This window comes from Azospirillum himalayense, assembly GCF_042657465.1.
GTDB lineage: Bacteria > Pseudomonadota > Alphaproteobacteria > Azospirillales > Azospirillaceae > Azospirillum > Azospirillum himalayense.
In genome coordinates, this window is the sequence record NZ_JBHSLC010000087.1 from 146,599 (window position 1) to 170,374 (window position 23,776).

At 68.8% G+C, this 23,776-nt stretch carries 22 protein-coding genes; 9 read left to right on the forward strand and 13 right to left on the reverse strand.

Annotated features, from left to right (window positions below):
• Nucleotides 1–2: 2 nt before the first annotated feature.
• Both ACFPMG_RS25745 and ACFPMG_RS25750 read right to left on the reverse strand, forming a co-directional pair.
• Nucleotides 3–815, reverse strand: coding sequence for a YcbK family protein (locus tag ACFPMG_RS25745; RefSeq protein WP_376998089.1), 813 nt, complete (start codon nt 813–815; stop codon nt 3–5).
• A 160-nt stretch (nt 816–975) separates the two neighbouring features.
• Nucleotides 976–1,851 carry an MBL fold metallo-hydrolase gene (locus ACFPMG_RS25750; protein WP_376998090.1) on the reverse strand — a complete coding sequence of 292 codons (876 nt, stop codon included), beginning with the start codon at nt 1,849–1,851 and terminating at the stop codon, nt 976–978.
• A gap of 257 nt (nt 1,852–2,108) precedes the next feature.
• On the opposite strand from ACFPMG_RS25750, the gene ACFPMG_RS25755 reads away from it, so the two are divergent.
• Entirely contained in the window at nt 2,109–2,840 is a 732-nt protein-coding gene (locus tag ACFPMG_RS25755; protein WP_376998091.1) for a hypothetical protein, read from the forward strand.
• A gap of 43 nt (nt 2,841–2,883) precedes the next feature.
• Here the strand turns inward: ACFPMG_RS25755 and ACFPMG_RS25760 are convergent, their stop codons facing one another.
• The 3 genes from ACFPMG_RS25760 to ACFPMG_RS25770 all read right to left on the reverse strand — a co-directional run bounded on the left by ACFPMG_RS25760 (nt 2,884) and on the right by ACFPMG_RS25770 (nt 5,495).
• Entirely contained in the window at nt 2,884–4,245 is a 1,362-nt protein-coding gene (locus tag ACFPMG_RS25760; protein ID WP_376998092.1) for a PQQ-dependent sugar dehydrogenase, read from the reverse strand.
• Nucleotides 4,242–4,685 (reverse strand): DUF2231 domain-containing protein, encoded by a 444-nt coding sequence (locus ACFPMG_RS25765; protein WP_376998094.1) that lies wholly within the window; start codon nt 4,683–4,685, stop codon nt 4,242–4,244. Before ACFPMG_RS25765 ends, ACFPMG_RS25760 begins: the two co-directional genes overlap by 4 nt.
• A 120-nt stretch (nt 4,686–4,805) precedes the next feature.
• Nucleotides 4,806–5,495 carry a response regulator transcription factor gene (locus ACFPMG_RS25770; protein ID WP_109069931.1) on the reverse strand — a complete coding sequence of 230 codons (690 nt, stop codon included), beginning with the start codon at nt 5,493–5,495 and terminating at the stop codon, nt 4,806–4,808.
• A gap of 264 nt (nt 5,496–5,759) precedes the next feature.
• On the opposite strand from ACFPMG_RS25770, the gene ribA reads away from it, so the two are divergent.
• The 3 genes from ribA to ACFPMG_RS25785 all read left to right on the forward strand — a co-directional run bounded on the left by ribA (nt 5,760) and on the right by ACFPMG_RS25785 (nt 8,660).
• Nucleotides 5,760–6,932 (forward strand): GTP cyclohydrolase II, encoded by a 1,173-nt coding sequence (ribA, locus tag ACFPMG_RS25775; protein WP_376998096.1) that lies wholly within the window; start codon nt 5,760–5,762, stop codon nt 6,930–6,932.
• A gap of 165 nt (nt 6,933–7,097) precedes the next feature.
• Nucleotides 7,098–8,102 carry a hypothetical protein gene (locus ACFPMG_RS25780; RefSeq protein ID WP_376998097.1) on the forward strand — a complete coding sequence of 335 codons (1,005 nt, stop codon included), beginning with the start codon at nt 7,098–7,100 and terminating at the stop codon, nt 8,100–8,102.
• Nucleotides 8,103–8,138: 36 nt separating this feature from the next.
• On the forward strand, nt 8,139–8,660 hold the full coding sequence (locus ACFPMG_RS25785; protein ID WP_376998098.1) for a L,D-transpeptidase family protein: 522 nt from the start codon (nt 8,139–8,141) through the stop codon (nt 8,658–8,660).
• 6 nt (nt 8,661–8,666) lie between these two features.
• On the opposite strand, the gene ACFPMG_RS25790 is transcribed toward ACFPMG_RS25785, so the two are convergent.
• Nucleotides 8,667–9,386, reverse strand: coding sequence for a YggS family pyridoxal phosphate-dependent enzyme (locus ACFPMG_RS25790; RefSeq protein ID WP_376998099.1), 720 nt, complete (start codon nt 9,384–9,386; stop codon nt 8,667–8,669).
• Between the two features lie 123 nt (nt 9,387–9,509).
• Between ACFPMG_RS25790 and ACFPMG_RS25795 the strand changes: the two genes are divergently transcribed.
• Nucleotides 9,510–10,046, forward strand: coding sequence for a hypothetical protein (locus tag ACFPMG_RS25795; RefSeq protein WP_376998100.1), 537 nt, complete (start codon nt 9,510–9,512; stop codon nt 10,044–10,046).
• A gap of 74 nt (nt 10,047–10,120) precedes the next feature.
• On the opposite strand, the gene ACFPMG_RS25800 is transcribed toward ACFPMG_RS25795, so the two are convergent.
• Together ACFPMG_RS25800 and ACFPMG_RS25805 are read right to left on the reverse strand one after the other, a co-directional pair.
• On the reverse strand, nt 10,121–11,248 hold the full coding sequence (locus ACFPMG_RS25800) for a porin (protein ID WP_376998101.1): 1,128 nt from the start codon (nt 11,246–11,248) through the stop codon (nt 10,121–10,123).
• A 371-nt stretch (nt 11,249–11,619) separates the two neighbouring features.
• On the reverse strand, nt 11,620–12,801 hold the full coding sequence (locus ACFPMG_RS25805) for a porin (protein WP_376998102.1): 1,182 nt from the start codon (nt 12,799–12,801) through the stop codon (nt 11,620–11,622).
• Nucleotides 12,802–13,145: 344 nt separating this feature from the next.
• Here ACFPMG_RS25805 and ACFPMG_RS25810 point away from each other — a divergent pair, with 344 nt between their 5' ends.
• The 4 genes from ACFPMG_RS25810 (at nt 13,146) to holA (ending at nt 18,008) form a co-directional block, all read left to right on the forward strand.
• Nucleotides 13,146–13,685, forward strand: a complete 540-nt coding sequence (locus tag ACFPMG_RS25810) for a DUF3576 domain-containing protein (protein ID WP_014238944.1) — start codon at nt 13,146–13,148, stop codon at nt 13,683–13,685.
• 133 nt (nt 13,686–13,818) lie between these two features.
• A complete protein-coding gene (gene leuS, locus ACFPMG_RS25815) occupies nt 13,819–16,389 on the forward strand; it encodes a leucine--tRNA ligase (RefSeq protein WP_376998103.1) in 2,571 nt (856 codons plus the stop codon).
• Nucleotides 16,390–16,468: 79 nt separating this feature from the next.
• Complete coding sequence (lptE, locus tag ACFPMG_RS25820; RefSeq protein ID WP_376998104.1) at nt 16,469–16,936, forward strand: LPS assembly lipoprotein LptE; 468 nt, start codon at nt 16,469–16,471, stop codon at nt 16,934–16,936.
• A 49-nt stretch (nt 16,937–16,985) separates the two neighbouring features.
• Entirely contained in the window at nt 16,986–18,008 is a 1,023-nt protein-coding gene (gene holA, locus ACFPMG_RS25825) for a DNA polymerase III subunit delta (RefSeq protein ID WP_376998105.1), read from the forward strand.
• Between the two features lie 9 nt (nt 18,009–18,017).
• Here the strand turns inward: holA and ACFPMG_RS25830 are convergent, their stop codons facing one another.
• From ACFPMG_RS25830 to mnmG, 5 genes are all read right to left on the reverse strand, one after another.
• The gene (locus ACFPMG_RS25830; protein ID WP_376998106.1) at nt 18,018–19,382 is read right to left on the reverse strand and encodes an esterase-like activity of phytase family protein; all 1,365 of its coding nucleotides are present in this window, start codon (nt 19,380–19,382) and stop codon (nt 18,018–18,020) included.
• 115 nt (nt 19,383–19,497) lie between these two features.
• Nucleotides 19,498–20,409, reverse strand: coding sequence for a ParB/RepB/Spo0J family partition protein (locus ACFPMG_RS25835; RefSeq protein WP_376998107.1), 912 nt, complete (start codon nt 20,407–20,409; stop codon nt 19,498–19,500).
• Nucleotides 20,409–21,215 carry a ParA family protein gene (locus tag ACFPMG_RS25840; RefSeq protein WP_376998109.1) on the reverse strand — a complete coding sequence of 269 codons (807 nt, stop codon included), beginning with the start codon at nt 21,213–21,215 and terminating at the stop codon, nt 20,409–20,411. Before ACFPMG_RS25840 ends, ACFPMG_RS25835 begins: the two co-directional genes overlap by 1 nt.
• Nucleotides 21,216–21,264: 49 nt before the next feature.
• Complete coding sequence (rsmG, locus tag ACFPMG_RS25845) at nt 21,265–21,879, reverse strand: 16S rRNA (guanine(527)-N(7))-methyltransferase RsmG (protein WP_376998110.1); 615 nt, start codon at nt 21,877–21,879, stop codon at nt 21,265–21,267.
• Entirely contained in the window at nt 21,879–23,747 is a 1,869-nt protein-coding gene (gene mnmG, locus ACFPMG_RS25850) for a tRNA uridine-5-carboxymethylaminomethyl(34) synthesis enzyme MnmG (RefSeq protein WP_376998111.1), read from the reverse strand. The genes rsmG and mnmG overlap by 1 nt, the downstream gene beginning before the upstream one ends.
• Nucleotides 23,748–23,776 lie beyond the last annotated feature (29 nt).

Below are 23,776 nucleotides of genomic sequence, written 5' to 3' on the forward strand. Positions count from 1 at the left end.
CCTCAGGGCTTCTTCTTCGCCGCAGGCTCCGGCTGCTCCTTGAGGGAGGCCAGCACCATGCGGACGCGGGCGAGATCGGCGTCGTTGCCCTTCGCCGGGGCGGCGGCGGGCGCGGCCTTGGCCGGGGTACGCCTCGGCGGGGCGGGCTCCGCCGCCGCGACCTGGGTCCGGGGAGCGGGCGCTGCCTTGGCGGCGACCGTCTTGCCCGACGCGGCCTTCGCCGGGGTCGCTCTGGCCTCCAGGATGCGGGGGTCGCCGCCCTTCGGGCTCCAGGTGCGGACCGGGCCGGTGTCGACATGGACGTGGCCGGTGTGGGGGTAGAGCGCGTAGCCGCCGCGCTGCAGGGCCGCGGCCTCGTCGGCGAGGCGGCGGGGCGGGACGCCGGGGATGGAGATGTCGGCGGCCTGCCCGCGCAGGTGATAGCTGTTCTCCGCCACGTTCGGGTTGCTGCGCGCCAGCGTGACGTTGGTCAGCGGCGAACGGTAGCCCGATGTGATGTGGACCGGCGTGTCGGCGTCGGCGCCGCAGCGGTCCCGCAGGTCGGCCAGAAGCTCCACCAGGGTGGGATCGACGGGCACCGTCTCGCCGGTGCGGCGGTCGCGGAACAGGCTGGCGATGCGGTCCAGAGCTTGAGGATCATAGCCGTCGGCGCGGCGGTAGGTGACGCTGACCGTCTCGCCGCTGGCGGGATGGTGCAGGGTGATCGAGCGGGGGCCGCCCGCGAACGAGGCCTGAGGACCCGGAGTGGAGGCGCAGCCGGCGAGCGTTCCGCCGGCGAGCAGGCCCAGCAACGATAAGCGCAGAAGATGCCGCATGCGTCTCCCCAGAGTTCTCTCTGCGGTTGCAGGCGGTTTTCATACCATAATTGTCACACGATCCGGCAGTGACAACGGGCCACGGGACGCGAACGGAGGCTTGGCCGTGTCCTCGGCGCATCACTGTCCAAGGGGATAGTTGCCGATCAGAGGGGCCAAGTCAGAGGGGAAGCGCCATGCCTTCGCGGGCGACCAGCGTGCCGGGGCGCCGGGCTTCGGCGGCGGTGGCGATGACATCCAGATCGGCGTCGGTGCGCCGGGGATCGTGGTGGAAGATGACCGCGCGCTTCACATCGGCCTCGTCGGCGATGCGCAGGCACTCCTCCCAGGTCGAATGGCCCCAGCCGACGCGGGCGGCGTATTCGGCGTCGGTGTAGGTGCAGTCGTAGATCAGCAGGTCGCTGCCGCGCACCAGTTCCATCACGGCGGGGTCGCGGCCCTCGGCGGGGTGCTCGGTGTCGGTGACGTAGCACAGGCTGCGTCCGGCGAACTCCACACGGTAGCCGGTGGCCCCGTCCGGATGGTTCAGCGCGGCGGTGCGCACGGTGACGCCCGGCTTGACCGTCAGCGTCTCGCCGCTGACGAAATCGTGGAAGGTGCAGTCGGCCCGGAAGATCTCCACCGGCACCGGGAACAGCGGCGCCGACATCATGCATTCGAGGACGGAGCGCATCGTCCGCTCCCGCTCCAGATGGCCGGCCCTGATCCGCACGCGGCTGGCCGCGTCGAAGGCTGGCGCGAAGAAGGGCAGGCCGCAGATGTGGTCGAGGTGGCTGTGGGTCAGCAGCAGATCGACGTCCACCGGCTCCCCCTTGCGCATCAGCGCCTCGCCCAGCGGGCGCAGGCCGGTGCCGGCGTCGAGAACCAGGAGAGCGTCCCCGCAGCGCAGCTCGACGCAGGGGGTGTTACCGCCGTAGCGGACCGTGTCCGGCCCTGGGGAGGCGATGCTGCCACGCACGCCCCAGAAGCGGACGGTGAAGTCCGGCGGGGTGTCGGGCGCACCGGAACAGGCGTCGGAAACGGTTCGTGCCGTCATGGTACCGACAATTTGGCGGTAGGACCCTCGCGAGTCGAGTGAAAAGGTTGTTTCACGAAACGACCCGTCGGTTCGTCCATAAGCCGGTCCGGCGGCCGTTCAGCCTCGATGGAAGGGGGGACGGCGCGAGACGGGGGTAGGAGGAAAAGGCGCGCCGCACCGCCGAGATGCGGAGATGCCCAATCCAATAAGATGTGGTAGTTTGCGCCCGTTCGCTCATCGACGCGAAAAATCGCCTCCGGACCCCGACCCCTCGGATGGACCCAGACAAACTCGCCAAAGTCCTCGCCATGGCCGAGTCGGAGCATCAGGGCGAGGCCCAGTCCGCTCTGCGCGCCGCGCGAATCATGCTGTCGAGGGCCGGCCTGTCGTTCCGCGATCTCGCCCGCGGTGCCCGTCCGGTCTCGACCGCCCCGGAACCGCCGCCCGCCGCCAGCGCCCCGCCGCCCGACCGTCCGCCGCCGCCCGACCAGCTCGTCCAAGGTCTGCGCCGCCAGGTGCGCGACCTGGAGATGGAGGTCGCCGGGCTGAAGCGGCAACTGGAAAAGAGCAACGGCGACATGGAGCGCCAGCGCGAGGAGGCCGACCGCTGGCGCGGCCTCGCCCGCGAAACCGCCGAGAAGCTCTGGGACCTCGGCAAGGCGCTGGAGCGCAAGCACAGCCGCCACACCAGCCTGGACAAGCGCCGCGCCATCCTCGACCTGCTGCAGGACCCCAACAGCGCCCTGCTGGCCGACCACGAGATCGCGCGGCGGGTCGGCACCTCGCCCAAGCTGGTCGCCCATTGGCGCCGCCGGCTGGCCATCGTCGGGCGGAAAATCCGCCTGCTGCCCGTGGTGCCGCGCGGCCGCGGTCTGTGGGGTGGCGGGCGTCCGGCCGGGCCGGCCCGCGGCGGGGTGGCGCTGGAAGGCAAGCGCCAGCGCTGGATGGGCTATCCGGTCGCCGTCACCATCTCGGACCGGTCAGGACCGCCCGGCAAGCGGCCCTGACACGGCGTTCCCGTTTCAGTTGGCCCGTTTCAGTTGGCCCGTTTCAGTTGGACGATCCGTTCCCATCGGTCGTCGTGCTGCCCATGTCCGCCGGTGCCTGCGCGCTGGGCGAGCGATCGCTCACCGCGACGCGCCAGACCGTGTTCGACAGGTCGTCGGCGACGATCAGCGCGCCCTTCGGGTCCACCGTGACGCCGACCGGCCGGCCGTAGGTGTGGCCGTCCTCGCCCATGAAGCCGGTCACCACCTCGACCGGATCGCCGGCGGGGCCGCCGTCGCGGAAGGGGACGAAGATCACCTTGTAGCCGCTGGGCACGCTGCGGTTCCAGCTGCCATGCTCGCCGACGAACACGCCTTCGGCGAAGCGTTGCCCCATCACCGGGGAGGAGAAGGCCACGCCGAGCGCGGCGACGTGCGAGCCCAGGCTGTAGTCCGGCTTGATCGCCGCGGCGACCAGCTCGGGCTTCTGCGGCTGGGCGCGCGTGTCGACGTTCTGCCCCCAATAGCTGTAGGGCCAGCCGTAGAAGCCGCCCTCTCGGACCGAGGTCAGGTAATCGGGGACGAGGTTGGGGCCAAGCTCGTCGCGCTCGTTGACCACCGCCCACAGCGTGCCGGTTCCCGGCTGAATGGCCAGCGCGGTGGGGTTGCGCAAGCCCGTGGCGTAGGGCCGGTGCGCACCCGTCTGCGCGTCGATCTCCCAGACCATCGCGCGGTCGGCCTCGGCGGGCATCCCGCGTTCCGTGATGTTGCTGTTGGAGCCGATGCCGACATAGAGGAAACGCCCGTCCGGGCTGGCGGCCAGCGACTTGGTCCAGTGATGGTTGATGTAGGAGGGCAGATCGGCGACCTTCTCCGGCGGCCCCTCGGCGCGGGTCTGGCCCTCACGGTAGGGGAAGCGCACCAGCGCGTCCTGGTTGGCGACATAGATCTGGCCGTTCACGAAGGCCAGCCCGTAGGGCGCGTTCAGCTGGTCGGCGAAGACCGTGCGCTCCTCGTATTGCCCATCGCCATCGGCGTCGCGCAGCAGGGTGATGCGGTTGCCGCTGGGGACCGAGGTCGTGCCCTTGGCCTTGATGATGCCGGCGATGAAGTCCTTGGGCCGCAGCGGCGGGGCCGAGCCGCCCCGGCCTTCGGCGACCAGGATGTCGCCGTTGGGAAGGACGAGGGTCTGGCGCGGGATGCCGAGGTCGGTGGCGATCGCCGTGACGGTGAAGCCCTCCGGTACGGTCGGTTTCCGGTCCCCCCAGGAGGCGGGATTGGCGATCTTCATGCTGGGCAGCAGACCGTGCTGCTGCTCCGGCAAAGGCGGGTTGGCGCCGTACACGGGCTGCGACGGGTTGTTGTCGTCGCAGGCGGTCAGCAGGGCGACGAGCGCGGCGGCGGCCAGCAGGCTGGAGCGTTTCATCGCGTCTCTCCCATCCGGCGGCTCATGCCGAAGCTGGAGAAGCCGAACCAGGTCGCCAGGAGGGCGGTCACGGCGACGGCCGCCGACAGGATCAAGCCCTCCGGCATGATTCCCCAGGCGTCCCGCGCGTGCACGAAGGCGTTGACGAGGCCAAGCACGACGGTGACGAGGAGCAGGACGAAGTAGACGAGCCCGCGACCGCGGCGCCGGCCGGCGCGGAACAGGTCGATGAAGGCCCAGAGGAGCGAGACGCCGGCGAAGACCATGCCGCCGGCGATCAGCCAGGCGGCGAAGTTGCTCCACTGGATTTCGAAGCTCCTGGAATAGGCGATGTCGCAGAGCAGGCCCCCCAGGAACAGCGGAAGGGAGGCGGCGAGCAGCACCGCGTGCAAGGGATGGATGGCCCTTGCCGGTCTGCCGTGATCGACGATGGCTACCAAGACGTCATCTCCTTGCCCGACTGGGGTCCGTGCCGTGGCGGCCCGGAAATCAATCTTTTCAATGGGCAGGGATGAGGATGGTTCCGCGCCGCAGCAGACCGGCGGTCGCCTGACTGGGGATTAGGGCACCAGCCGGTAGCCGCCGGGCTCCGTCACCAGGATCTCGGCGTTGGACGGATCACGCTCGATCTTCTGGCGCAGGCGATAGACGTGGGTTTCCAGCGTGTGGGTGGTGACCCCGGCGTTGTAGCCCCACACCTCGCCGAGCAGCGTTTCCCGCCCGATCACCGCGCCGCCGGCCCGGTACAGGTATTTCAGGATCGCCGTTTCCTTCTCGGTCAGGCGGATCTTGCGGGCGCCGCCGTCCGCCAGGAGCAGCTTGCCCGCCGGGCGGAAGCTGTAGGGGCCGATGGCGAAGACGGCGTCCTCGCTCTGCTCGTGGACGCGGAGCTGGGCGCGCAGCCGGGCCAGCAGCACCCCCATGCGGAAGGGCTTGGTGACATAGTCGCTGGCCCCGGAATCGAGCCCCAGGATGGTGTCGGCGTCGGAGGCCGCCGCGGTCAGCATGATGACCGGGCAGCGCACCCCCTCGCGCCGCAGCAGGCGGCAGAGGTCGCGCCCATCCATGTCCGGCAGCCCGACGTCGAGCAGGATGGCGGCGAAACCGCCCTCCCGCGCCACGGCCAGCGCCGAGGCGCCGTCCCCGGCCTCCACCGTCTCGAATTCCTCCAGAAGCTGGAGCTGTTCGGCGAGAGACTGCCGGAGGGCGGTGTCGTCGTCGATCAGAAGGATGCGTTTCGCAAGCGTCATTCGGGGGCGTTCACCGGTGGCTCCGGGCGCGGAACTTATCATGGCCCGCACGGGATTGCCCTAGACTTATCGGAAGGGCCTGAGCATGGCGCAAGCCGGTTTCGCCCGCACCGGCGGCGATTTGCGCCACCGTTGCACCGCCGGCAACGGTGTGGCGCGCGGGATTTGCTGGACAGGGGTGCGCCACCTGCGCTTTGCTTCCGGCGCTCTCCGACCCATGTCGGGATTTTCGCCCTTCGGGGCGCAGCACGCGAAGCCTCCGTTATGTACGCCGACGCCCCTTCCGACTCCGCCCCGCCCGAAGCCGTCCTGCCCATGGACGAAGCCGCCATGCGCGCGGTGGACCGGGCCACGGCCGCCCTGCGCCGGGGCGAGGCCGTCGCCATCGAGACCGCCGACGGCAGCGTCGGCGCCGCGGTGTCGGTGGAATCCGTGGCGATCGACGCCGTGCAGCGGCTGGTGCAGCTGACCGGCGCCGCGCCGGTCCTGGCCGTCACCCGCCGCCGCGCCACGGTGCTGAAGCTGATGGGCGAGGGGACGGGCGTCGTCGCCCTGTCGCTTCCCCGCTGCCTGACCGCGGACGAGGCCCACGCGCTGGCCGACCCCGAACACCGCCCGGACGGAGCGATGCCGAAAGGGCTGACCGCCACGGCCATGGACCCCGGGTCGCGCGAGACCGCGGCGGTGGACCTCGCCCGGCTGGCGCGGCTGCTGCCGGCGGCCATCGTCGCCCCCGCTACTGAACACACGGCCGCCGGCCACACCGGCAGCGCCGCGGAATGGGCGGCACGGCACGACTTGCTGCTCGTCCGCGCCCGCGACATCGCCGACTACCGCGTCCATGTGGTGCGCACGCTGCGCCGGGTGGCCGAGGCCCGCGTCCCGCTGTCCGGCGCCGAGAACACGAGCATCGCCGCCTTCCGTCCCATCGACGGCGGGCCGGAGCATCTGGCGATCATCGTCGGCAACCCGGTGGCGGGCGAGCCGGTGCTGGCCCGCCTGCATTCGGAATGCTTCACCGGCGACCTGCTGGGCAGCTTGCGCTGCGACTGCGGCCAGCAGCTGCGCGGCGCCATCGCCGAGATTGCCCGGCAGGGCAGCGGCGTCCTGCTCTATCTGGCGCAGGAAGGGCGGGGGATCGGCCTCGTCAACAAGCTGCGCGCCTACCGCATCCAGGATCGCGGCTTCGACACGGTGGACGCCAACGAGATCCTCGGCTTCGAGGCCGACGAGCGGGTCTATCTGCCGGCGGCGGAGATGCTTCGGCAGCTCGGCTTCACCGCCGTGCGGCTGATGACCAACAACCCGGAGAAGCTGCGCCAGCTCGCCCGCTGCGGGATCGAGGTGGTCGAGCGCGTTCCCCACATCTTCCCGTCCAACGGCCACAACGAAGGCTATCTGCGCACCAAGGCGGAGCGCAGCGGGCACATGTTCTGAGAGTCGATTCTTCAGGGGGCAGGAAACGCCCCTTGCCCGGCAGCTCTTGCCGGGTCGCGGGTCGCATCCGAACCCGACAGCGCCCGATGGGGCGGGATTTCAGCCCGAGGGACTGGCACGCCGGTTGCTTAGGGTAGGGCTGGACACCGCGACGGGAGACCGCCCATGGCCATCGACGCCACCACCATCGACGCAGCCGCCGCTTCGCGGCCGGTGCAGCGCGAGCGGTCGCCGGCCCAAGCGGCGCCCCCCCTGACGGCCATGGAAAGCCGGGACAGCCCCGACCGCTACGAGGCCGAGGCCGAGATGTCCTTCGGCGACTTCCTGGACATCATCAACCCGCTTCAGCACATCCCCCTCGTCAACACCATCTACCGGGAGATCACCGGCGACACGATCAAGCCGTCCTCCAAGGTCATCGGCGGGATCCTGTTCGGCGGCCCGCTCGGCGGCATGGCGTCCATCGCCAACGCGGTGGTGGAACAGGCCCAGGGCAAGGACATCGGCGGGCAGATCATGGCCTCGCTCGGCTTCGACGGGGACGCCGCCACCGGCCTTCCGCCCACCGGCACCGCCGGGGCCAGCGCGGTCGCGGCCCTGCCGGACTCCGCCGCCGGGCGCTCGGCGCCGGACGCGGTCGCTGCTCCGGCGGCTGCCCCGGCCGACCAGCCGGCCCGCACCGTCACGGCGGAGTTGCCGGACGCCAAGCGGTCCGCAGCGCCACCGCATGGGGTGGGGGCTGCGGTGACCGGGTCGGGGCGCGATGGCTTGACGGACACGCCGCATCCCTCGCGCATGCCGGCGCGCGACACCCCGCTGGCCAACAGCCTGATGGCCAAATACGCCGCCGCCAAGCCGCATCCCTCCACCATCGGCTTCGCCGCCGCCGCGACTCCCTCCGGCCCCCGCAAGGCCACGGAGGCCCAGGCGCCCGTTGCCCAACCGGACGCCGGAACCACGACCGCACCGACCAACACACCGGCGCGAGCGAACGCCACCCCGGCAAACGTCACCCCGACGGCCGCCACCCCGACAGCCGCCAACAGCAACGCCTTCGCGCCCGTGACACCGGACATGCTGTCTGAGACGATGATGCGCAATTTGGCCAAGTACGAGCAGGGCCGGCGGGCCGCGCAGGCCCCGGCGCCCAGCCTGCGGGTGTCGGGCTGAGCGCGATGACCCCGGAGACGGGTGAGGGAAGGGGCGATGGAAATCACGGTTCGTCTTGAAGACCCGCCGTCCGAAGGCCGTCTCGACTGGCCCGGCGGGTCGTTCCGCTGCGTGCTGGGCCGCGGCGGCATCCGCTCCGACAAGCGGGAGGGCGACGGCGCCACCCCGGTCGGCCGCTTCGCGCTGCGCCGCGTCCTGTGGCGCGCCGACCGTATGGCGCGGCCCGAGACCGGCCTGCCGGTGTCGCCCATCGCGCCGGACGACGGCTGGTGCGACGATCCCGCGGACCCGGCCTACAACCGCCCGGTCAAGCGTCCCTACGCCGCCAGCCACGAGGAGCTGTGGCGCGACGATCATGTCTACGACGTCATCGTGGTGATGGGGCACAACGACGACCCGGCGGTGCCGGGTCTGGGCAGCGCCGTGTTCATGCATGTGGCGCGGCCCGACCGGGCGCCGACGGCGGGCTGCGTCGCGCTGCTCCTGCCGGACCTGCTGCGGCTTCTCAAGGATTGCGCGCCGGGCACCGCGCTGACCGTGGCGGACCCGGCGGAATAGGCGGCGCTATCCGGCGGCGGGATAGGGGCGGGCGCCGAAGATCGCGGTGCCGACGCGCACATGGGTGGCGCCGAAGCGGATCGCCGTCTCGTAATCGCCGCTCATCCCCATGCTGACCTCGGGCAGGCCGGCACGGCGCGCCATGTCGGCGAGCAGGGCGAAATGCATCGCGGGCTCCTCGTCCACCGGCGGGATGCACATCAGGCCGGTCACCGGCAGCTTCCAGGTGTCCCGGCAGGCGGCCAGGAAAGCGTCCAGCTCTGCCGGAGGGATGCCGGCCTTCTGCGGCTCCTCGCCGGTGTTGACCTCGATCAGGCAGCGGGGACGGCGTCCACTGCGCGCCATCTCCTCGGCCAGGGCCTCGGCCAGCTTGGGCCGGTCCACCGTCTGGATCACGTCGAACAGGGCCACCGCGTCCTTGACCTTGTTGGTCTGGAGCGGGCCGATCAGGTGCAGCTCCAGGTCCGGGAAGCGCTCGCGCAGCATGGGGAACTTCGCCTTGGCCTCCTGCACGCGGTTCTCGCCGAAGACGCGCTGGCCGGCGGCCAGGGCCTCCTCCACCGCCTCCACCGGGTGGGTCTTGGAGACGGCGACCAGCGTCACCGCGCCGGGAGCGCGCCCGCCAGCGGCGCAGCTCTCCAGGATGGAGCGGCGGACGGTTTCCAGCCGGGCCGTGACGGTGCCGTCTGGCGTGCCGGGCGGTGTATCGGTGTGCGAAGCGGACATGCCGGTCCTCCCCCTTGTGCTGCCCCTGCTGCTGCCCCTGCTGCGGCGCCTGCCTGTACAGGGACCGGAGGGCGTGGTAACGGACGGACCGACGAAACGCAAGCACCCCGAGGAGAACACGGCATGCGTGGTTGGATGCGTCCCCTGATCCTGACGGCGCTGATTCTGGGGGCCGCGCCGTTCACGGCCGGCAGCGCCTTTGCCCAGAACGCCGGAAGCCAGAATGGCGGCAAGCCCGCCGCCGGAAAGGAGGCGGCCACGAAGGAGGCCCCGAAGACGGTGGCGGGTTCGGCCATCGCCCAGGCGCCCTTCGCCGAACAACCTTTCCCGTTGCAGGACGACGGCACCTACAAGGAGTTCATGGGCGCCGCCGCCGCCGACCTCAACCGACGCTGCACCAAGCAGGAGAATTATGGTTGGGTGTTCAAGAAGGACGACGGCATCCGCCGCGACCAGATCCTGGAATCCACCCTGGGCGGCTTGCGCAAGGCTGGTTGGAAGCTGAGCGAGGTGAGAGTCCGCTCCATTCGCGATCCGGGAACCACCGCCTACACGGCGGAAAAGGCCAAACAGCGCCTGCTCGCCGTCTGGACGCCGATGGAGGACGCGGCGATCCTGCTGCTCTGCGCGACCGAAGCGGCGCAAGCCACCACGAAGTAAGGGACGATACCCAAAGGAAAACGGCGGCGGATGGGTCTCCGCCGCCGTTCCCGTCAGACCTGCCGCTCGGCCGATCAGAAGGCCAGACGGGTGTCGATCATGATGATGTGCGCACGGTCGTCGAGACCGGCGGCATCGGTCTTCAGATCGAGATAGCTGTATTCCAGGCCCGTGGTCAGGCCCGGCGCGACGGTGTAGGTCACGCCGCCCTGATACAGGTCCGCCTTGGCCGGAGTCGTGCCGGTTGCAACGTCGTTGCCGCGCGAATGCGAGTAGTTGGCGGCCAGAATGAACGGACCGGCGGTGTACTGGGCGCCGACGATCCAGATATCCTGCTTTTCCTTCGTCGTGACCGCCTTGTTGTAGCCGCTGTCGCCGCTGTAGGCGTAGCTGCCGCCGATCTTGAAGTCGCCGTAGCCGACGTTCAGGCCGGCGTGGACCGAGCTCAGCTCCTCGAAGCGGTTGGCCCCGGCGCCGATGCCGTCATCAACGGCATCGCCGAACTGGTAGAAAGCGCTGGCCGCGACGCTGAAGCCGCCGAACTCGTTGGTGTAGGTGCCGCCGACCTCGACGACATCCTGGAAGCCGCCGTTGTCCTGACGACGGTTGACCGAGTTGTGCGAGTCTCCGCTGCGCGGCATGTAGGAGACGCCGCCCTGGAAGCCCGCGATGGTCGGGGTCAGGTAGATGATCTTGGTGCCGACATCGCCCGAGGCGAGGGCGCGGAAGTTGTTGGTGGTGGTCGGCAGCAGGTCGTAGGTCGACGAGCCCTTGAGGAACTCGACCGTGTTGTTGTCCGGACCGCCGGCGATGCCTTCGACGTTCGGGCCGATGATGCCGAACTCGTCCGACAGACCGTTGATCGTGCCGGCCTGCAGAGTGCCGAAGCCGCTGTTCACGAAGATGAAGGCGCGGTCGGCGTCCATGGTGCGGACGTTGCCGGCGCCGTTGGAGGCGCGCATGCGGACACGGCCGCCGTACTCCAGCCCGTTGTCGGCCGTGGCGACCGGCGTAACGGTCACGCGGAAGCGGTTGGCGAACTCCGTGGAGCGAGTGCCTTCGTCACGGTCCTGATCGACATAGGCGCCCTGGAAGAAAGCGTCGCCGCCGATCTTGACCTCGAACTTGGTCTGGGCGGAAGCCATGCCGCTGCAGGCGATGATCGCGATGGCTGCGCAGCCCGTAACAAGAGAACGCTTCATTGATGGTCCATCCTTCTAGCAGGCTCCCAAAGAGACCGGAGCCGTGCGGTTGTGCTTCCCACCAACTACTAAGCCACTCGTTCCTTTACCCGGCAAGGGTGATTCAACAGGTGAATCGGTTCAACTGTAACACAGTTGCCATTCCGACACAGTCACAAGTACCTGAAGGTTAACAGTTTTTCCCGTATGCCGCAAATATAGCACATTGCTTGGCCAGATTTTGAGCGCAGTGAACAAACTTTGCGCACGAGAATGCGTCCTGTCGACAACGGGCCGGGAAGCGGAAGACGCAGCGTTGTGACAAGGAAAATGCACAAAAAAAAGGGCGGTGGCCGAAGCCACCGCCCCCTTCATCCACGGTTGACCGCAGATTAGAACGCCAGGACCGTACGGACCAGAACGACGTGACCGTCGTTGTCCAGGTCGAGGGCGGCCGTGCTCGAGTCGCTCTCGGACTTGAAGTAGTCGTACTGAGCCTGCAGGGTCAGGCCCGGAGCGACGGTGTAGCCGGCGCCCACTTCGTAGACCTCAAGCTTGCGGTCGCCCGCGACGAGTCGGTTGCCAGCGTCCTTGCCGCTCTTGTAGTTGGCGCCGACGACGATCGGGCCGGCGGTGTACTGAGCGCCGACAACCCAGAGGCGGCTCTTGCCGTTGTCGGTGCCCGGGCCTTGGATCTGGCCCGACTCGCCGAAGTCGGTGTACGAACCGCCGAGCGAGAAGCCGGCGTAGCCGACCTGGGCGCCAACCTGCCAGGCGTTCAGGTCCTCGATGGAGAGGCCGGTGAGGGCAGCGCCGGTGTTGGCAGCGTCACCCCAGAAGTAGCCGGCGCTGGCTTTCAGCGCGACGCCACCGAAGGTGTTGGTGTAGTTGGCGCCGACCTCGACCAGATCCTGGAAGGTGGTGGAGTAGCCGTTGCCAGCGGCGGCAACGACCGGCTCAACGCGGTTGACGTTGTTGTGCGAGTCGTCGTTGCGCGGGGTGTAGCTGGCGCCAACCTGCAGGCCGGCGAAGCGCGGCGAGAAGTACACGATCTTGGTCGCGTTGTTCTCGACGACCAGCGACTGGTTCAGGATCGAGCCGTTCAGGGCGCCGAGACCGCCAGCGGCGGCGCCGCCGACATCGGAGGTCTGGTTGATCCAGGGGATGATGCCGTCATAGATGGCCAGCGGCAGGTAGTCCTGCGGGGCCGTGACGTAGGTGGCGTCGTTGAAGGAGTTGGTCACGCCGAGCTGGACCTGACCGAAGGCGCCCTGCGCGAAGATGTAGCCGCGATCGGCGTCCATCGTGCGGCCGGTGGTCGAGTTGGCGCGCATACGGATGCGGCCACCGTACTCCAGACCGTTGTCGGCCTTGGCGGTCGGGGTCACGACGACGCGGAAGCGGTTGCGGAATTCAACCGAACGGGTGTTGTCGTCGCGGTCTTCGCTGACGTAGCCGCCTTCGAAGAAGGCGTCGCCGCCGACCTTGACTTCAAACTTGGCCTGAGCGTTGGCGGCGCCGGCACCCAGAGCCAGAGCGGCAGCGGCGCAGCCCGCGAGCAGATAACGGTTCATGATTGTTGCCTCCATCCTGGCAGCAGAATTTTCAGCCCGGTTAACGTCCTGGCTGGCTCTGTGGTACGCAGATGCGGGGACGCCAGCAAGCCGGAAATCGCAAAGTTGCAGCAATGAAGGAACAGTGTGTCCGACGGAACACACCTTGATTGTGCGCCGCCGTCGGGATTCCGCGGCGCACACAGACCCGTGCAAAAGGCTCCGGTCCCAGGCCCGAACACAGCAAAGGCACAGGCGGAACCCCGCATCGGCTGTTGCCGCGGGCGGGCTTTTATGGTCTTTTCAGCCGCATCCGCCGCGGTATCGTGCGCGGTACCCCGAATTTATTGATCCAGGTTCCGACCATGCGCCGTTCCCGTGTCCTTCGCCTTGCCCCCGTCGTGCTCGCGGCGTCGCTCGCCGTGGCCGGTTGCTCCAGCTGGGGCGGCCAGACGGAAACCGTCGATGAGCAGATCAAGAAGGAATACAAGTTCGGCAGCCTTCTCGGCACCGACGGCGGCTTCAGCCTGTTCGGCAAGAACAAGCGCAACGGCGCCGAGCAGGGCGACCCCAACGGCATCGGCGTCAACAGCTTCCTGTGGCGGGCCTCGCTGGACACGCTGTCCTTCATGCCGATCGTCTCCGCCGATCCGTTCGGCGGCGTCATCCTGACCGACTGGTACACGCCGCCGGACACCCCGAACGAGCGTTTCAAGGTCAACCTGTACATCATGGACCGCCAGCTCCGCGCCGATGGCGTGCGGGTGTCGGTGTTCAAGCAGCAGCGCGCCGGGTCGGACTGGCGCGACAGCGCGGTCGGTCCGGAGACGGCGACGACGCTGGAGGACGCGGTGCTGACCCGCGCCCGCCAGATCCGCGTCGCCCAGCAGGCCGCGGCGCGCTGAACACGGGCGCCGGCCAGCCAGGATAGCTCAGGCGGGGCAGGGCGGGGGCGGACATCGGTCCGCCGCCTGTCACTCCGCCGCCGGCGCCTTATTTATCGAGACTCACGAAACTCACGGAACGGCGTCTGCGGTCATGTCGCGTTACAATGTCAAGGAAACCGAAGCGAAGTGGCAGGGCGAGTGGGAGCGGCAGGGCTGCTTCACCGCGCGCGAGGACGCTTCCCGTGAGAAGTACTATGTGTTGGAGATGTTCCCCTACCCGTCGGGGCGCATCCACATGGGGCATGTCCGCAACTACACCATCGGCGACGTGATCGCGCGCTTCAAGCGCGCCCGCAGCTTCAACGTGCTGCACCCGATGGGTTGGGACGCCTTCGGCCTGCCGGCGGAGAACGCCGCGCTGGAAAAGAAGACCCACCCGGCCAAATGGACCCGCGAGAACATCGCGGCCATGCGCGCCCAGCTGAAGACGATGGGCCTGTCCATCGACTGGGACCGCGAGATCGCCACCTGCGACGTGGAGTATTACCGCCACGAGCAGAAGATGTTCCTGGACTTCCTCAAGGAAGGCCTGGCCTACCGCAAGGAGTCCTGGGTCAACTGGGACCCGGTCGACAACACGGTCCTCGCCAACGAGCAGGTGATCGACGGCCGCGGCTGGCGCACCGGGGCGCTGGTCGAGAAGCGCAAGCTGTCGCAATGGTTCCTCAAGATCACCGCCTACGCCGACGAGCTGCTGAAGGGACTGGACACGCTGGACCGCTGGCCGGAGCGCGTGCGCCTGATGCAGGAGAACTGGATCGGCAAGTCCACCGGCGTGCGTTTCCGCTTCGACCTCGTCGGGCGGACGGACAAGCTGGAGGTCTTCACGACCCGGCCCGACACGCTGTTCGGCGCGTCCTTCGCGGCGATCTCCGCCAACCACCCGCTGGCCGCCGAACTGGCCGCCGGCAACCCCGCGCTGGCCGAGTTCATCGCCGAGTGCAACCGCCTGGGCACCAGCGAGGAGGCGATCGAAACCGCCGAGAAGCGCGGCTTCGACACCGGGCTGCGGGTGGTGCATCCCTTCGACCCGTCCTGGGAGCTGCCGGTCTACGTCGCCAACTTCGTGCTGATGGAATACGGCACGGGCGCCATCTTCGGCTGCCCGGCCCATGACCAGCGCGACCTGGACTTCGCCCGCAAGTACGGCCTGCCGGTCACGCCGGTGGTCGTTCCGGCGGACGCCGATCCCGCGACCTTCACGGTCGGCGACGAGGCCTATACCGGCCCCGGCCTGCTGCGCAATTCCCGCTTCCTCGACGGGATGGAGGTCGAGCCGGCCAAGCAGGAGGTCGGCCGGCGGCTGGAGGAGCAGGGACAGGGCGAGCGCACCACCCAGTACCGCCTGCGCGACTGGGGCGTCTCCCGCCAGCGCTATTGGGGCTGCCCGATCCCGGTCATCCATTGCGAGAGCTGCGGCATCGTTCCGGTGCCGGAGCAGGATCTGCCGGTGGTCCTGCCGGAGGACGTGACCTTCGACAAGCCCGGCAACCCGCTGGACCACCACCCGACCTGGAAGCACACGAGCTGCCCGAGCTGCGGCAAGCCGGCGGTGCGCGAGACCGACACCTTCGACACCTTCATCGAGTCGAGCTGGTATTTCGCCCGTTTCTGCTCGCCCAAGGCCGAGGACGTCGCCTTCACGCGCGAGGCGGTGGACTACTGGCTGGCCGTGGACCAGTACATCGGCGGCATCGAGCATGCCGTGCTGCACCTGCTCTACTCCCGCTTCTGGACGCGGGCGATGAAGCAGTGCGGCTACCTGGACGTGGAGGAGCCCTTCGCCGGCCTCTTCACCCAGGGCATGGTCAACCACGAGACCTACAAGGACGCCGGCACCGGCGCCTGGCTGGCCCCGACCGACATCCGCAAGAACGATCTCGGTGACTACATCCGCAACGACAACGACGGCCCGGTGACGGTCGGCCGCGTCGAGAAGATGTCGAAGTCCAAGAAGAACGTGGTGGACCCGGCGCACATCATCGGCACCTACGGCGCCGACGCCGCCCGCCTGTTCATGCTGTCCGACAGCCCGCCGGAACGCGACCTGGAATGGACCGAAGCCGGCATCGACGGAGCCTGGCGCTATATCAACCGCCTGTGGCGCATGGTGACGGAATCGCCGGTCGCGCTGCCGCCCGTCGACGCGCCGAAGCCGGACGCCTTCAGCGCCAAGGCCGAGGCCACGCGCCGGCAGGTCCACAAGGCCATCGCCGGCATCTCGGAAGATCTGGAGAAGTTCCGCTTCAACAAGGCGGTGGCCCGCGTGCGCGAGCTGTCCAACGCCCTCGCCGAACTGGACGGCACGGGCGAGGGCGAGGCCTGGGTGCTGCGCGAAGGCTTCGAGACCACCGTGCGCCTGATCGCCCCGATGATGCCCCATCTGGCCGAAGAGCTGTGGGCGCAGCTCGGTCACGCCACGCTGCTGGTCAACCAGCCCTGGCCGCAGGCCGACGCCGCCCTGGTGGTCGAGGACTCGGTCACCATGGCGGTTCAGGTCAACGGCAAGCTGCGCGCGACGCTGGAGCTGCCGCGCGACATGGCGAAAGACGCCGCGGAGCAGGCCGCCCTGGCCGATCCGAACGTCCAACGCGCCCTGGAGGGCAAACCGGTGCGCAAGGTCATCGTCGTCCCGAACCGGGTGATCAATGTCGTCGTCTGAGCGTCATAACGGCAGGGGCCCTAACGGCAAAGCCGGCGTCCGGCGGCGGCTTCTCGCCCTCGCGCTGCTGGCGCCGGCGGTGCTCGCCACGGCGGCCTGCGGCTTCCAGCCGATGTATGGAACCCTGGGGACGAACAGCATCGGCGCCGCCGAGCTTCAGCAGGTGGACATCGGGGTCATTCCGGACCGCTATGGCCAGAAGCTACGCAACCAGCTGATTGACCGCTTCTACGCCGACGGCCGTCCGGCCAGCCCGCGCTACCGGCTGGAGACGACGCTGACCGCGTCGGAGCAGAAGCTGTCCCTCCAGAAGGACGCGACGGCCACCCGTGCCCAGCTCGTCGTGAACGCCCCCTACCTGCTCATCGACGCCGCGACGGGCGCGATCCTGTTCCAGGCCAACGCGCGCTCCTACATCAGCTACAACGTGCTGGAGCAGCAGTACGGCGCCCTTGCCACGGTCGAGAACGCCTACGACCGCGCCATTCTGCAAATCTCCAACGAGATCACCACCCGCGTGGCCGCCGAACTCGGCCGCAAGTCCTGATCCACACTGGACAACCAGAGGCCGGTCCTTCGCCACCGACGGTGACTTCGTGAAGCTGCAAGCCCGGGCGATCGACGGCTTCCTGCGCAGCCCCGATCCCAAGATCCGCGCGGTCCTGCTCTACGGTCCGGACACCGGTCTGGTGCGCGACCGCGCCATGGGGCTGGGACGCACGGTGGTCGCCGACCTGTCCGACCCCTTCCGGGTGACGGAGATGCTGGGCCGCGCCGTCGCCGACGATCCGGCGCGCTTGGCCGACGAGGCCGCCGCCCTGTCCTTCACCGGCGGGCGCCGCCTGATCCGCGTGCGCGAGGCGGAGGACAACGTCACCGCCGCCTTCACTGCCTTCCTGGCCGACCGGACGCCCGGCGACAGCCTCGTCGTCGTCGAGGCGGGCGACCTCGGCAACCGATCGAAGCTGCGCACCCTGTTCGAAGGGGCCGACGGCGCCGTCGCCATTCCCTGCTATGTGGAGGAGGAAGCCGCGCTTGGCCGGGTCATCGCCGACATCCTGCACGGCCATGGCCTGACCGCCGACCCCGACGCGTTGACCTTCCTCGCCGGCAACCTCGTCGGGGACCGCATGGTGGCGCGCGGCGAGATGGAGAAGCTGGCGCTCTACATGGGGGCGGAGACGCGCGTCCGGCTGGAGGACGCCCAGGCCTGCATCGGCGACAGCGCGGCCCTGTCGCTGGACGAGCCGGTCTGGGCGGCGGCGGAGGGCGATTTCGCGACGCTCGACCGCTCGCTGGCCCGGCTGTTCGCCGAAGGCATGTCCCCGGTGCCGATCCTGCGCGCCGCCCAGCGCCATTTCCAGCGCCTGCAGCTGGTCGCCGGGCAGGTGGCGGCGGGCAAATCGACGGACGCCGCGGTGGAGGCGCTGCGCCCGCCGGTGTTCTTCAAGATGAAGCCGCGGCTGACCGGTCAGGCCCGGCGCTGGCCGGCGCCGCTGGTGCGGCAGGCGCTGGAACGGCTGGTCGAGGCCGAGGCGGACTGCAAGCGCACCAACATGCCCGACCAGACGCTCTGCGCCCGTGTCCTCTTCCAGCTCGCCTCGCTGGCGCGACGCTGACGCTCTTCCTTATTTTGCGGCCAGGAACTGCGGCACACGCAGCAGGATCAGCTCGTTGTGGTCCTGCTTGCCCAGTTCGCGGCCCGACGAGTAGGGGAGGTTGTTGTCGTTGCCGACGACGATGTGCTCACCGTCCACCACATCGACATTCTCGATGGTCACGAAGGGGAAAGTGAACTTGCCCCTGTTTCCGCCGAGTCGGGCGACGCCCTTCGGATCGTCGATGTCCATCAGGTCCACGTAGCCCACCTTCTTCACGAAACCCTCGGCGTCGGCTTGGGCGAAGTCGATCTTGTAGACGCGCTTGAACCGGGCCGGGACGTTGAAGCAGTCCGGGGTGGGCTGACCGGTGCAGCCCTTGGCCGGGTCGCCCTCGCCGTTGTCGCGCTCGATGATCAGGCCGGTGGTGGCGTCGATCATGTTGAAGTCGCCGATGTTGTTGCCGTTGGCCTCCAGCAGGTACTTGAAGCTGCGGCCGGTGAAGTCGCCCTTGGCGACGTCGAATTCGGCGATGCGCAGATACTCCCGCCCGTCCTTGGTTTCCCAGGCACTTCCCGTCCACAGCGGACCTTCGAACAGCGGGTAGAGGAACCGGCCATCCTTGGACGTGGCCATCCCTTCGAAACCGCGCGAGCGGCGCACCTCGAAGCCGACGGCGCCGGGCACCGCCGGAGTGGACACCGCGTAATGGTCGGGTGAGCGCACGGGCTTGCCGTCCACCTTGCTCTCGTGCATCGCCAGCAGCGTGCCGGTGCGGTCGGTCACCAGGATGTAGGGGCCGAACTCGTCGCCGAAATACATGCGGTCACCGATGATCTGCACGCTCTCGACGTCGAAATCGGCGCCGGTCAGGTAGCGTTCGCTGGTCGCCTCGGTGACGATGGGGAAGGGCACCTTGCGGTCGGGATCGCGCAGGAACAGCGTCTCGGCCACCGCCGCCTTGCCGGTCTTCCAGTCGATGGTCAGCTTGTGCACCGTCAGCATGGCGTCGACGGAGTTGCCCTTGCTGCCGAAGCCGTTGTCGGTCAGCACAAAAAAGGACCCGTCGCCCAGCGCCTTGATGCCGGAGAAGCCCTGGACCGGTTGGCCGTCGAAGGGCAGCGCCATGCCGGTGCCGCGCGGTGCATTGGGCGCCGACAGGAAGGACGTGCCGTCGAGGCTGCGGGGCTGGTCGACGCGCTTGCGGTCGGCGGCGGTGAATTTGCCGGAGGTGCGGAACAGGTCCGGGGCGTCGGCGGGTGGGGCGACGAAGGTCGCCGCGTCGATGACGCCGTGCCCGGCCAGCTCCGCCGGGAACTTCTGGTCTGCGAGCGCGGGCCCCGCGAGCAGGGCCGCGGTGAGGCCGGCAAGGCACAGGCCGTTGATGAGCTTCATGAATCTTCCCCCTCTGTGTCGGCTCCGGCCGCGTCGATGCGGCCGGACGACCCTGTTTAGGGGGAGATCATGTTAGTGCCGTTTCACTAAAGTGACAGTTTGGTTCCGCGACGTCCTACTCTCCACCAAGGCGCCGCAGCACGTCGTCGAGCTGGTCGAGCGTCTGGTAATGGATGGTGATGGAGCCGCCCTTGCCCTGGGGCGTGATGGCGACCTTCAGACCGATGCGGGCCGAGATCTCCTCCTCCAGATTCACCAGATCGACGTCCTTCAGCGTCGGATCGGTAACGGCGCCACCGCGCCCGCCCGCCTTCTTGGGTTTGGTCGGCGCGCCGCCGCGCATCAGGTCTTCGGTCTGGCGGACGTTCAGGCCGCGCTTGACCACCTCGCGCGCCACCGACACCGGATCGGAGGAGGTGAGCAACGCGCGGGCGTGACCGGCGCTGAGCGCCCCGTCCTGCACCATGCCCTTGACCGGGTCGGGCAGGGCGAGCAGGCGCATCATGTTGGCGACGTGGCTGCGGCTCTTGCCGACCGAGCGCGCCAGATCCTCCTGCGTGTGCTCGAACTCCTCCATCAGGCGCTTGTAGCCTTCGGCCTCTTCGAGCGGCGTCAGGTCCTGGCGCTGGATGTTCTCGATCAGCGCGATTTCCAGCGCTTCACGATCCGACAGTTCGCGGATGACGACCGGCACCTCGTGCAGGCCGGCGATCTGCGCAGCGCGCCAGCGGCGTTCACCGGCGATCAACTCGTAGGAGTTGGTCGTCTCCGGATCGCGGCGGACAAGCAAAGGCTGGAGGATGCCCTTGTCGCGGATCGACTCGACCAGCCCCTGCAGCGCCTCGTCGTCGAAGGTGCGGCGCGGCTGGTACTTGCCGGGATGGATGAACTCGATGGGCACCTGCTTGGACTGGCGCACCTTGTCGAGCGCGGAGTAATCCTCCGCCGCCTCGCCAAACAGGGCGGACAGGCCACGACCGAGGCTGGCGCGGCGGGCACCACCGTCCGAACGTTTGGTATCCTCCATCACGCGCTCAGCCTCTTCTCACGGCGCAGCACCTCGCCCGCCAGATGGATGTATGCCTGCGACCCGGGGCAGCGCATGTCGTAGATCAGCACCGGCTTGCCGTGGGATGGCGCCTCCGACACCTTCACGTTCCGCGGAATGACGGTGTCGTAGACCTTCTCCCCGAAAAAGCCGCGCACATCGGCGGCCACCATGTCGGACAAGTTGTTGCGCTTGTCGAACATGGTCAGCACGACGCCGTGGATGTCGAGGTCGGGATTGAAGGCGCGCTTCACCCGCTCGATGGTGCGGACGAGGTGGCTGAGACCTTCCAGCGCGTAGAACTCGCACTGCAGCGGCACCATCACAGCGTGGGAGGCGACCAGCGCGTTCAGCGTCAGCAGGCCGAGCGCCGGCGGGCAGTCGATCAGCACGTAGTCGTATTCCAGCGCGCTCTTGTCCACCGCCTCGCGCAGCCGGAACTCCCGCCGCTCGGAGGTGACCAGTTCGACCTCGGCGCCGGACAGATCGACGGAGGAGGTGATGATCGACAGGTTCGGCACCGTCGACACCGTCGCGGCATCCTCCAGCGGCATGCCGTCGAACAGCACGTCGTAGATGCCGACACGACGCTCGGCGCGCGGGATGCCGAGACCGGTGGAGGCGTTGCCCTGGGGATCGAGATCGATCACCAGGACGCGCTTGCCGATGGCGGCCAGAGCGGTTGCCAGATTGATGGTCGTCGTGGTCTTGCCCACGCCGCCCTTCTGATTGGCAATCGAAATGACCCGAGCGGACGGGGGAGCGGAAGGAAGGGCAGAGGGCATGTCAGCCTCTCGGGAAGCCTCGGAGCGGGAATGCATCAGAGTCGCGGTCTTAGACACGGGCGATACCACTCACACGCAGGATGGTTCCGGTGGGGTCGGTGCGGCTGTCGAAACGCTCGGTCCGCATCTTCCAATATTTGGTGGTATCGGTCAATTCGTCCGCCACATTTTGCCCCTTGGGAAACAGTGCCGCACCCCGATCCTGGAGGAAGGGATGGGCCCAGTTCAGCAGATCGTTCAGCGGCGCCAGGGCGCGGGCGGTCACCACGTCGGCGGCGATCGGCGGCACCGCCTCGATCCGCTTGTTGTGCACGGTGACCGGTGCTCCGGCCACGCGCGCCGCTTCGCGCAGGAAGGCGCATTTGCGGGAGTCGCTCTCGACCAGATGCACCTCCGGCACGCCCATGATCGCCAGAACCAAGCCGGGGAAGCCGGCCCCGCTGCCGAGATCGACCAGCACCCGAGCGCCTTCGGGCAGCAGCGGGTAAAGCTGGGCGGAGTCGAGGAAGTGTCGGCGCCAGGCGTCGGGCAGGGTGGAGGGGCCGACGAGGTTGATCTTCGGCTGCCACTTGCGCAGCGTCGCCTCGTAGGCGGCGAGGCGGTCCAGCGTTTCACGTGAAACACCGGTCTCCGCCTGGAAGGCGGCTGCATCGAACAGGCTCATCAGACGGCCACCTTCACGTCGCGCCGTTTCACGTGGCGGAGCAGGGCGACCAGCGCCGCCGGGGTCATGCCGGGAATGCGGGCCGCCGCACCCAGGGTCACCGGGCGGGCCTGCCGCAGCTTCTGCCGGATCTCCGCCGACAGGCTGCCGATGCTGTCAGGATCGAGATCGTCGGGAAGCTCCAGAGCCTCATCCTTGCGGAAGGCGCGGATGTCGGCCTCCTGCCGGTCGAGATAACCGGCGTATTTCCCGTCGATCTCCAGCTGCTCGACAACATCGGCGGGGATCGCCGACAGCTCCGGCCACAGCCGGGCAAGGGTGGCAAGGTCGAGGTCCGGGTAGCGCAGCAGGTCGGCAGCGGTCCGGCGCACACCGTCCTGGTTGACCGCGATGCCCTGCCGCTGCAGCTCCGCTGGGGTGGCCTGGAGGGCGCGCACCAGAGTGCGACCGGCGGACAGCGCCTCAGCCTTCGCCGTGAAGGCGTCGCGCCGCGCCGACCCGACGCAGCCAACGGCCAACCCCTTTGGCGTCAGCCTCTGGTCGGCGTTGTCGGCGCGCAGGATCAACCGATACTCGGCGCGCGAGGTGAACATCCGGTAGGGCTCGTTGGTGCCCCGGGTGATCAGGTCGTCGACCAGCACCCCGATGTAGGCGTCGGCGCGGTCGAGAATGAAGCCCTCCGCCGAGCCACCGGCCAGCAGGGCGGCGTTGATGCCGGCCATCAGTCCCTGCGCCGCCGCTTCCTCGTAGCCGGTCGTTCCGTTGATCTGGCCGGCGAAGAACAGGCCAGGGGTCCGGCGGGTCTCCAGCGTCGGCTTCAGCTCCCGCGGGTCGACGAAATCATACTCGATGGCGTAGCCGGGGCGGATCATCACCGCGCGCTCCAGCCCCGGCATCGTCTTCAGGAAGCCGAGCTGGACGTCGCGGGGCAGGGAGGTCGAGATGCCGTTTGGGTAGACCGTGTCGTCGTCCAGCCCCTCCGGTTCCAGGAAGATCTGGTGGCGCTCCTTGTCGGCGAAGCGCACCACCTTGTCCTCGATGGACGGGCAATAGCGCGGGCCGGTGCTCTGGATCTGGCCGGAATACATCGGCGCGCGGTGAAGGTTGCCGCGGATCAGCGCGTGCATCTCCGGCGTCGTCCAAGTGATCGCGCAGTCGATCTGCGGCGTGTCGATGCGGTCGGTCAGGTAGGAGAAGGGCGGGGGCGGCGTGTCGCCCGGCTGCTTCTCCAGAGCGGCCCAGTCGATGGTCTTGCCGTCGAGCCGCGGCGGCGTGCCGGTCTTCAAACGGCCAAGCGGGAAGCCCAGACGCGCCAGCGTGTCGGACAGGCCGATGGACGGCGCCTCGCCGACGCGGCCCGCCGGGGTGGTTTCCTCGCCAATGTGGATCAGGCCGCGCAGGAAGGTGCCCGTGGTCAGCACCACGCTTCCCGCCGCGAGGGTCTCGCCAGAACCAGTCACCACACCGGTGACCCGTCCATCCTCGCCGATGGTCAAGTCCTCGGCGCCGCCGGCCTCGATGGACAGGTTCAGCTGTTCCGCGAGGATCGCCTGCACCGCCCGCCGGTAGAGCTTGCGGTCGGCCTGGGCGCGTGGACCGCGGACGGCAGGACCCTTGCTGCGGTTCAGGATGCGGAACTGGATGCCGCCGCGGTCGATGGCGCGGGCCATGACGCCGTCGAGCGCGTCGATCTCGCGCACCAGATGCCCTTTCGCCAACCCGCCGATGGCCGGGTTGCAGGACATCTCCCCGATGGTGTCCAGCTTGTGGGTGAGCAGCAGGGTGCGCGCACCCATGCGCGCCGCGGCGGCGGCAGCCTCGCAACCGGCGTGGCCTCCGCCGACAACAATGACGTCGAACGTTCGCATGGCCGGACCATAGCCGAGTCAGCGTCGGA

Bases quoted from the DNA above. Each gene is read 5' to 3' on its own strand.
- ACFPMG_RS25745 (WP_376998089.1), bottom strand. From the start codon at position 815: ATGCGGCATCTTCTGCGCTTATCGTTGCTGGGCCTGCTCGCCGGCGGA.
- ACFPMG_RS25750 (WP_376998090.1), bottom strand. From the start codon at position 1,851: ATGACGGCACGAACCGTTTCCGACGCCTGTTCCGGTGCGCCCGACACC.
- ACFPMG_RS25755 (WP_376998091.1), top strand. From the start codon at position 2,109: ATGGACCCAGACAAACTCGCCAAAGTCCTCGCCATGGCCGAGTCGGAG.
- ACFPMG_RS25760 (WP_376998092.1), bottom strand. From the start codon at position 4,245: ATGAAACGCTCCAGCCTGCTGGCCGCCGCCGCGCTCGTCGCCCTGCTG.
- ACFPMG_RS25770 (WP_109069931.1), bottom strand. From the start codon at position 5,495: ATGACGCTTGCGAAACGCATCCTTCTGATCGACGACGACACCGCCCTC.
- ribA (WP_376998096.1), top strand. From the start codon at position 5,760: ATGTACGCCGACGCCCCTTCCGACTCCGCCCCGCCCGAAGCCGTCCTG.
- ACFPMG_RS25780 (WP_376998097.1), top strand. From the start codon at position 7,098: ATGGCCATCGACGCCACCACCATCGACGCAGCCGCCGCTTCGCGGCCG.
- ACFPMG_RS25785 (WP_376998098.1), top strand. From the start codon at position 8,139: ATGGAAATCACGGTTCGTCTTGAAGACCCGCCGTCCGAAGGCCGTCTC.
- ACFPMG_RS25790 (WP_376998099.1), bottom strand. From the start codon at position 9,386: ATGTCCGCTTCGCACACCGATACACCGCCCGGCACGCCAGACGGCACC.
- ACFPMG_RS25795 (WP_376998100.1), top strand. From the start codon at position 9,510: ATGCGTGGTTGGATGCGTCCCCTGATCCTGACGGCGCTGATTCTGGGG.
- ACFPMG_RS25800 (WP_376998101.1), bottom strand. From the start codon at position 11,248: ATGAAGCGTTCTCTTGTTACGGGCTGCGCAGCCATCGCGATCATCGCC.
- ACFPMG_RS25805 (WP_376998102.1), bottom strand. From the start codon at position 12,801: ATGAACCGTTATCTGCTCGCGGGCTGCGCCGCTGCCGCTCTGGCTCTG.
- ACFPMG_RS25810 (WP_014238944.1), top strand. From the start codon at position 13,146: ATGCGCCGTTCCCGTGTCCTTCGCCTTGCCCCCGTCGTGCTCGCGGCG.
- leuS (WP_376998103.1), top strand. From the start codon at position 13,819: ATGTCGCGTTACAATGTCAAGGAAACCGAAGCGAAGTGGCAGGGCGAG.
- ACFPMG_RS25830 (WP_376998106.1), bottom strand. From the start codon at position 19,382: ATGAAGCTCATCAACGGCCTGTGCCTTGCCGGCCTCACCGCGGCCCTG.
- ACFPMG_RS25835 (WP_376998107.1), bottom strand. From the start codon at position 20,409: ATGGAGGATACCAAACGTTCGGACGGTGGTGCCCGCCGCGCCAGCCTC.
- ACFPMG_RS25840 (WP_376998109.1), bottom strand. From the start codon at position 21,215: ATGCCCTCTGCCCTTCCTTCCGCTCCCCCGTCCGCTCGGGTCATTTCG.
- rsmG (WP_376998110.1), bottom strand. From the start codon at position 21,879: ATGAGCCTGTTCGATGCAGCCGCCTTCCAGGCGGAGACCGGTGTTTCA.
- mnmG (WP_376998111.1), bottom strand. From the start codon at position 23,747: ATGCGAACGTTCGACGTCATTGTTGTCGGCGGAGGCCACGCCGGTTGC.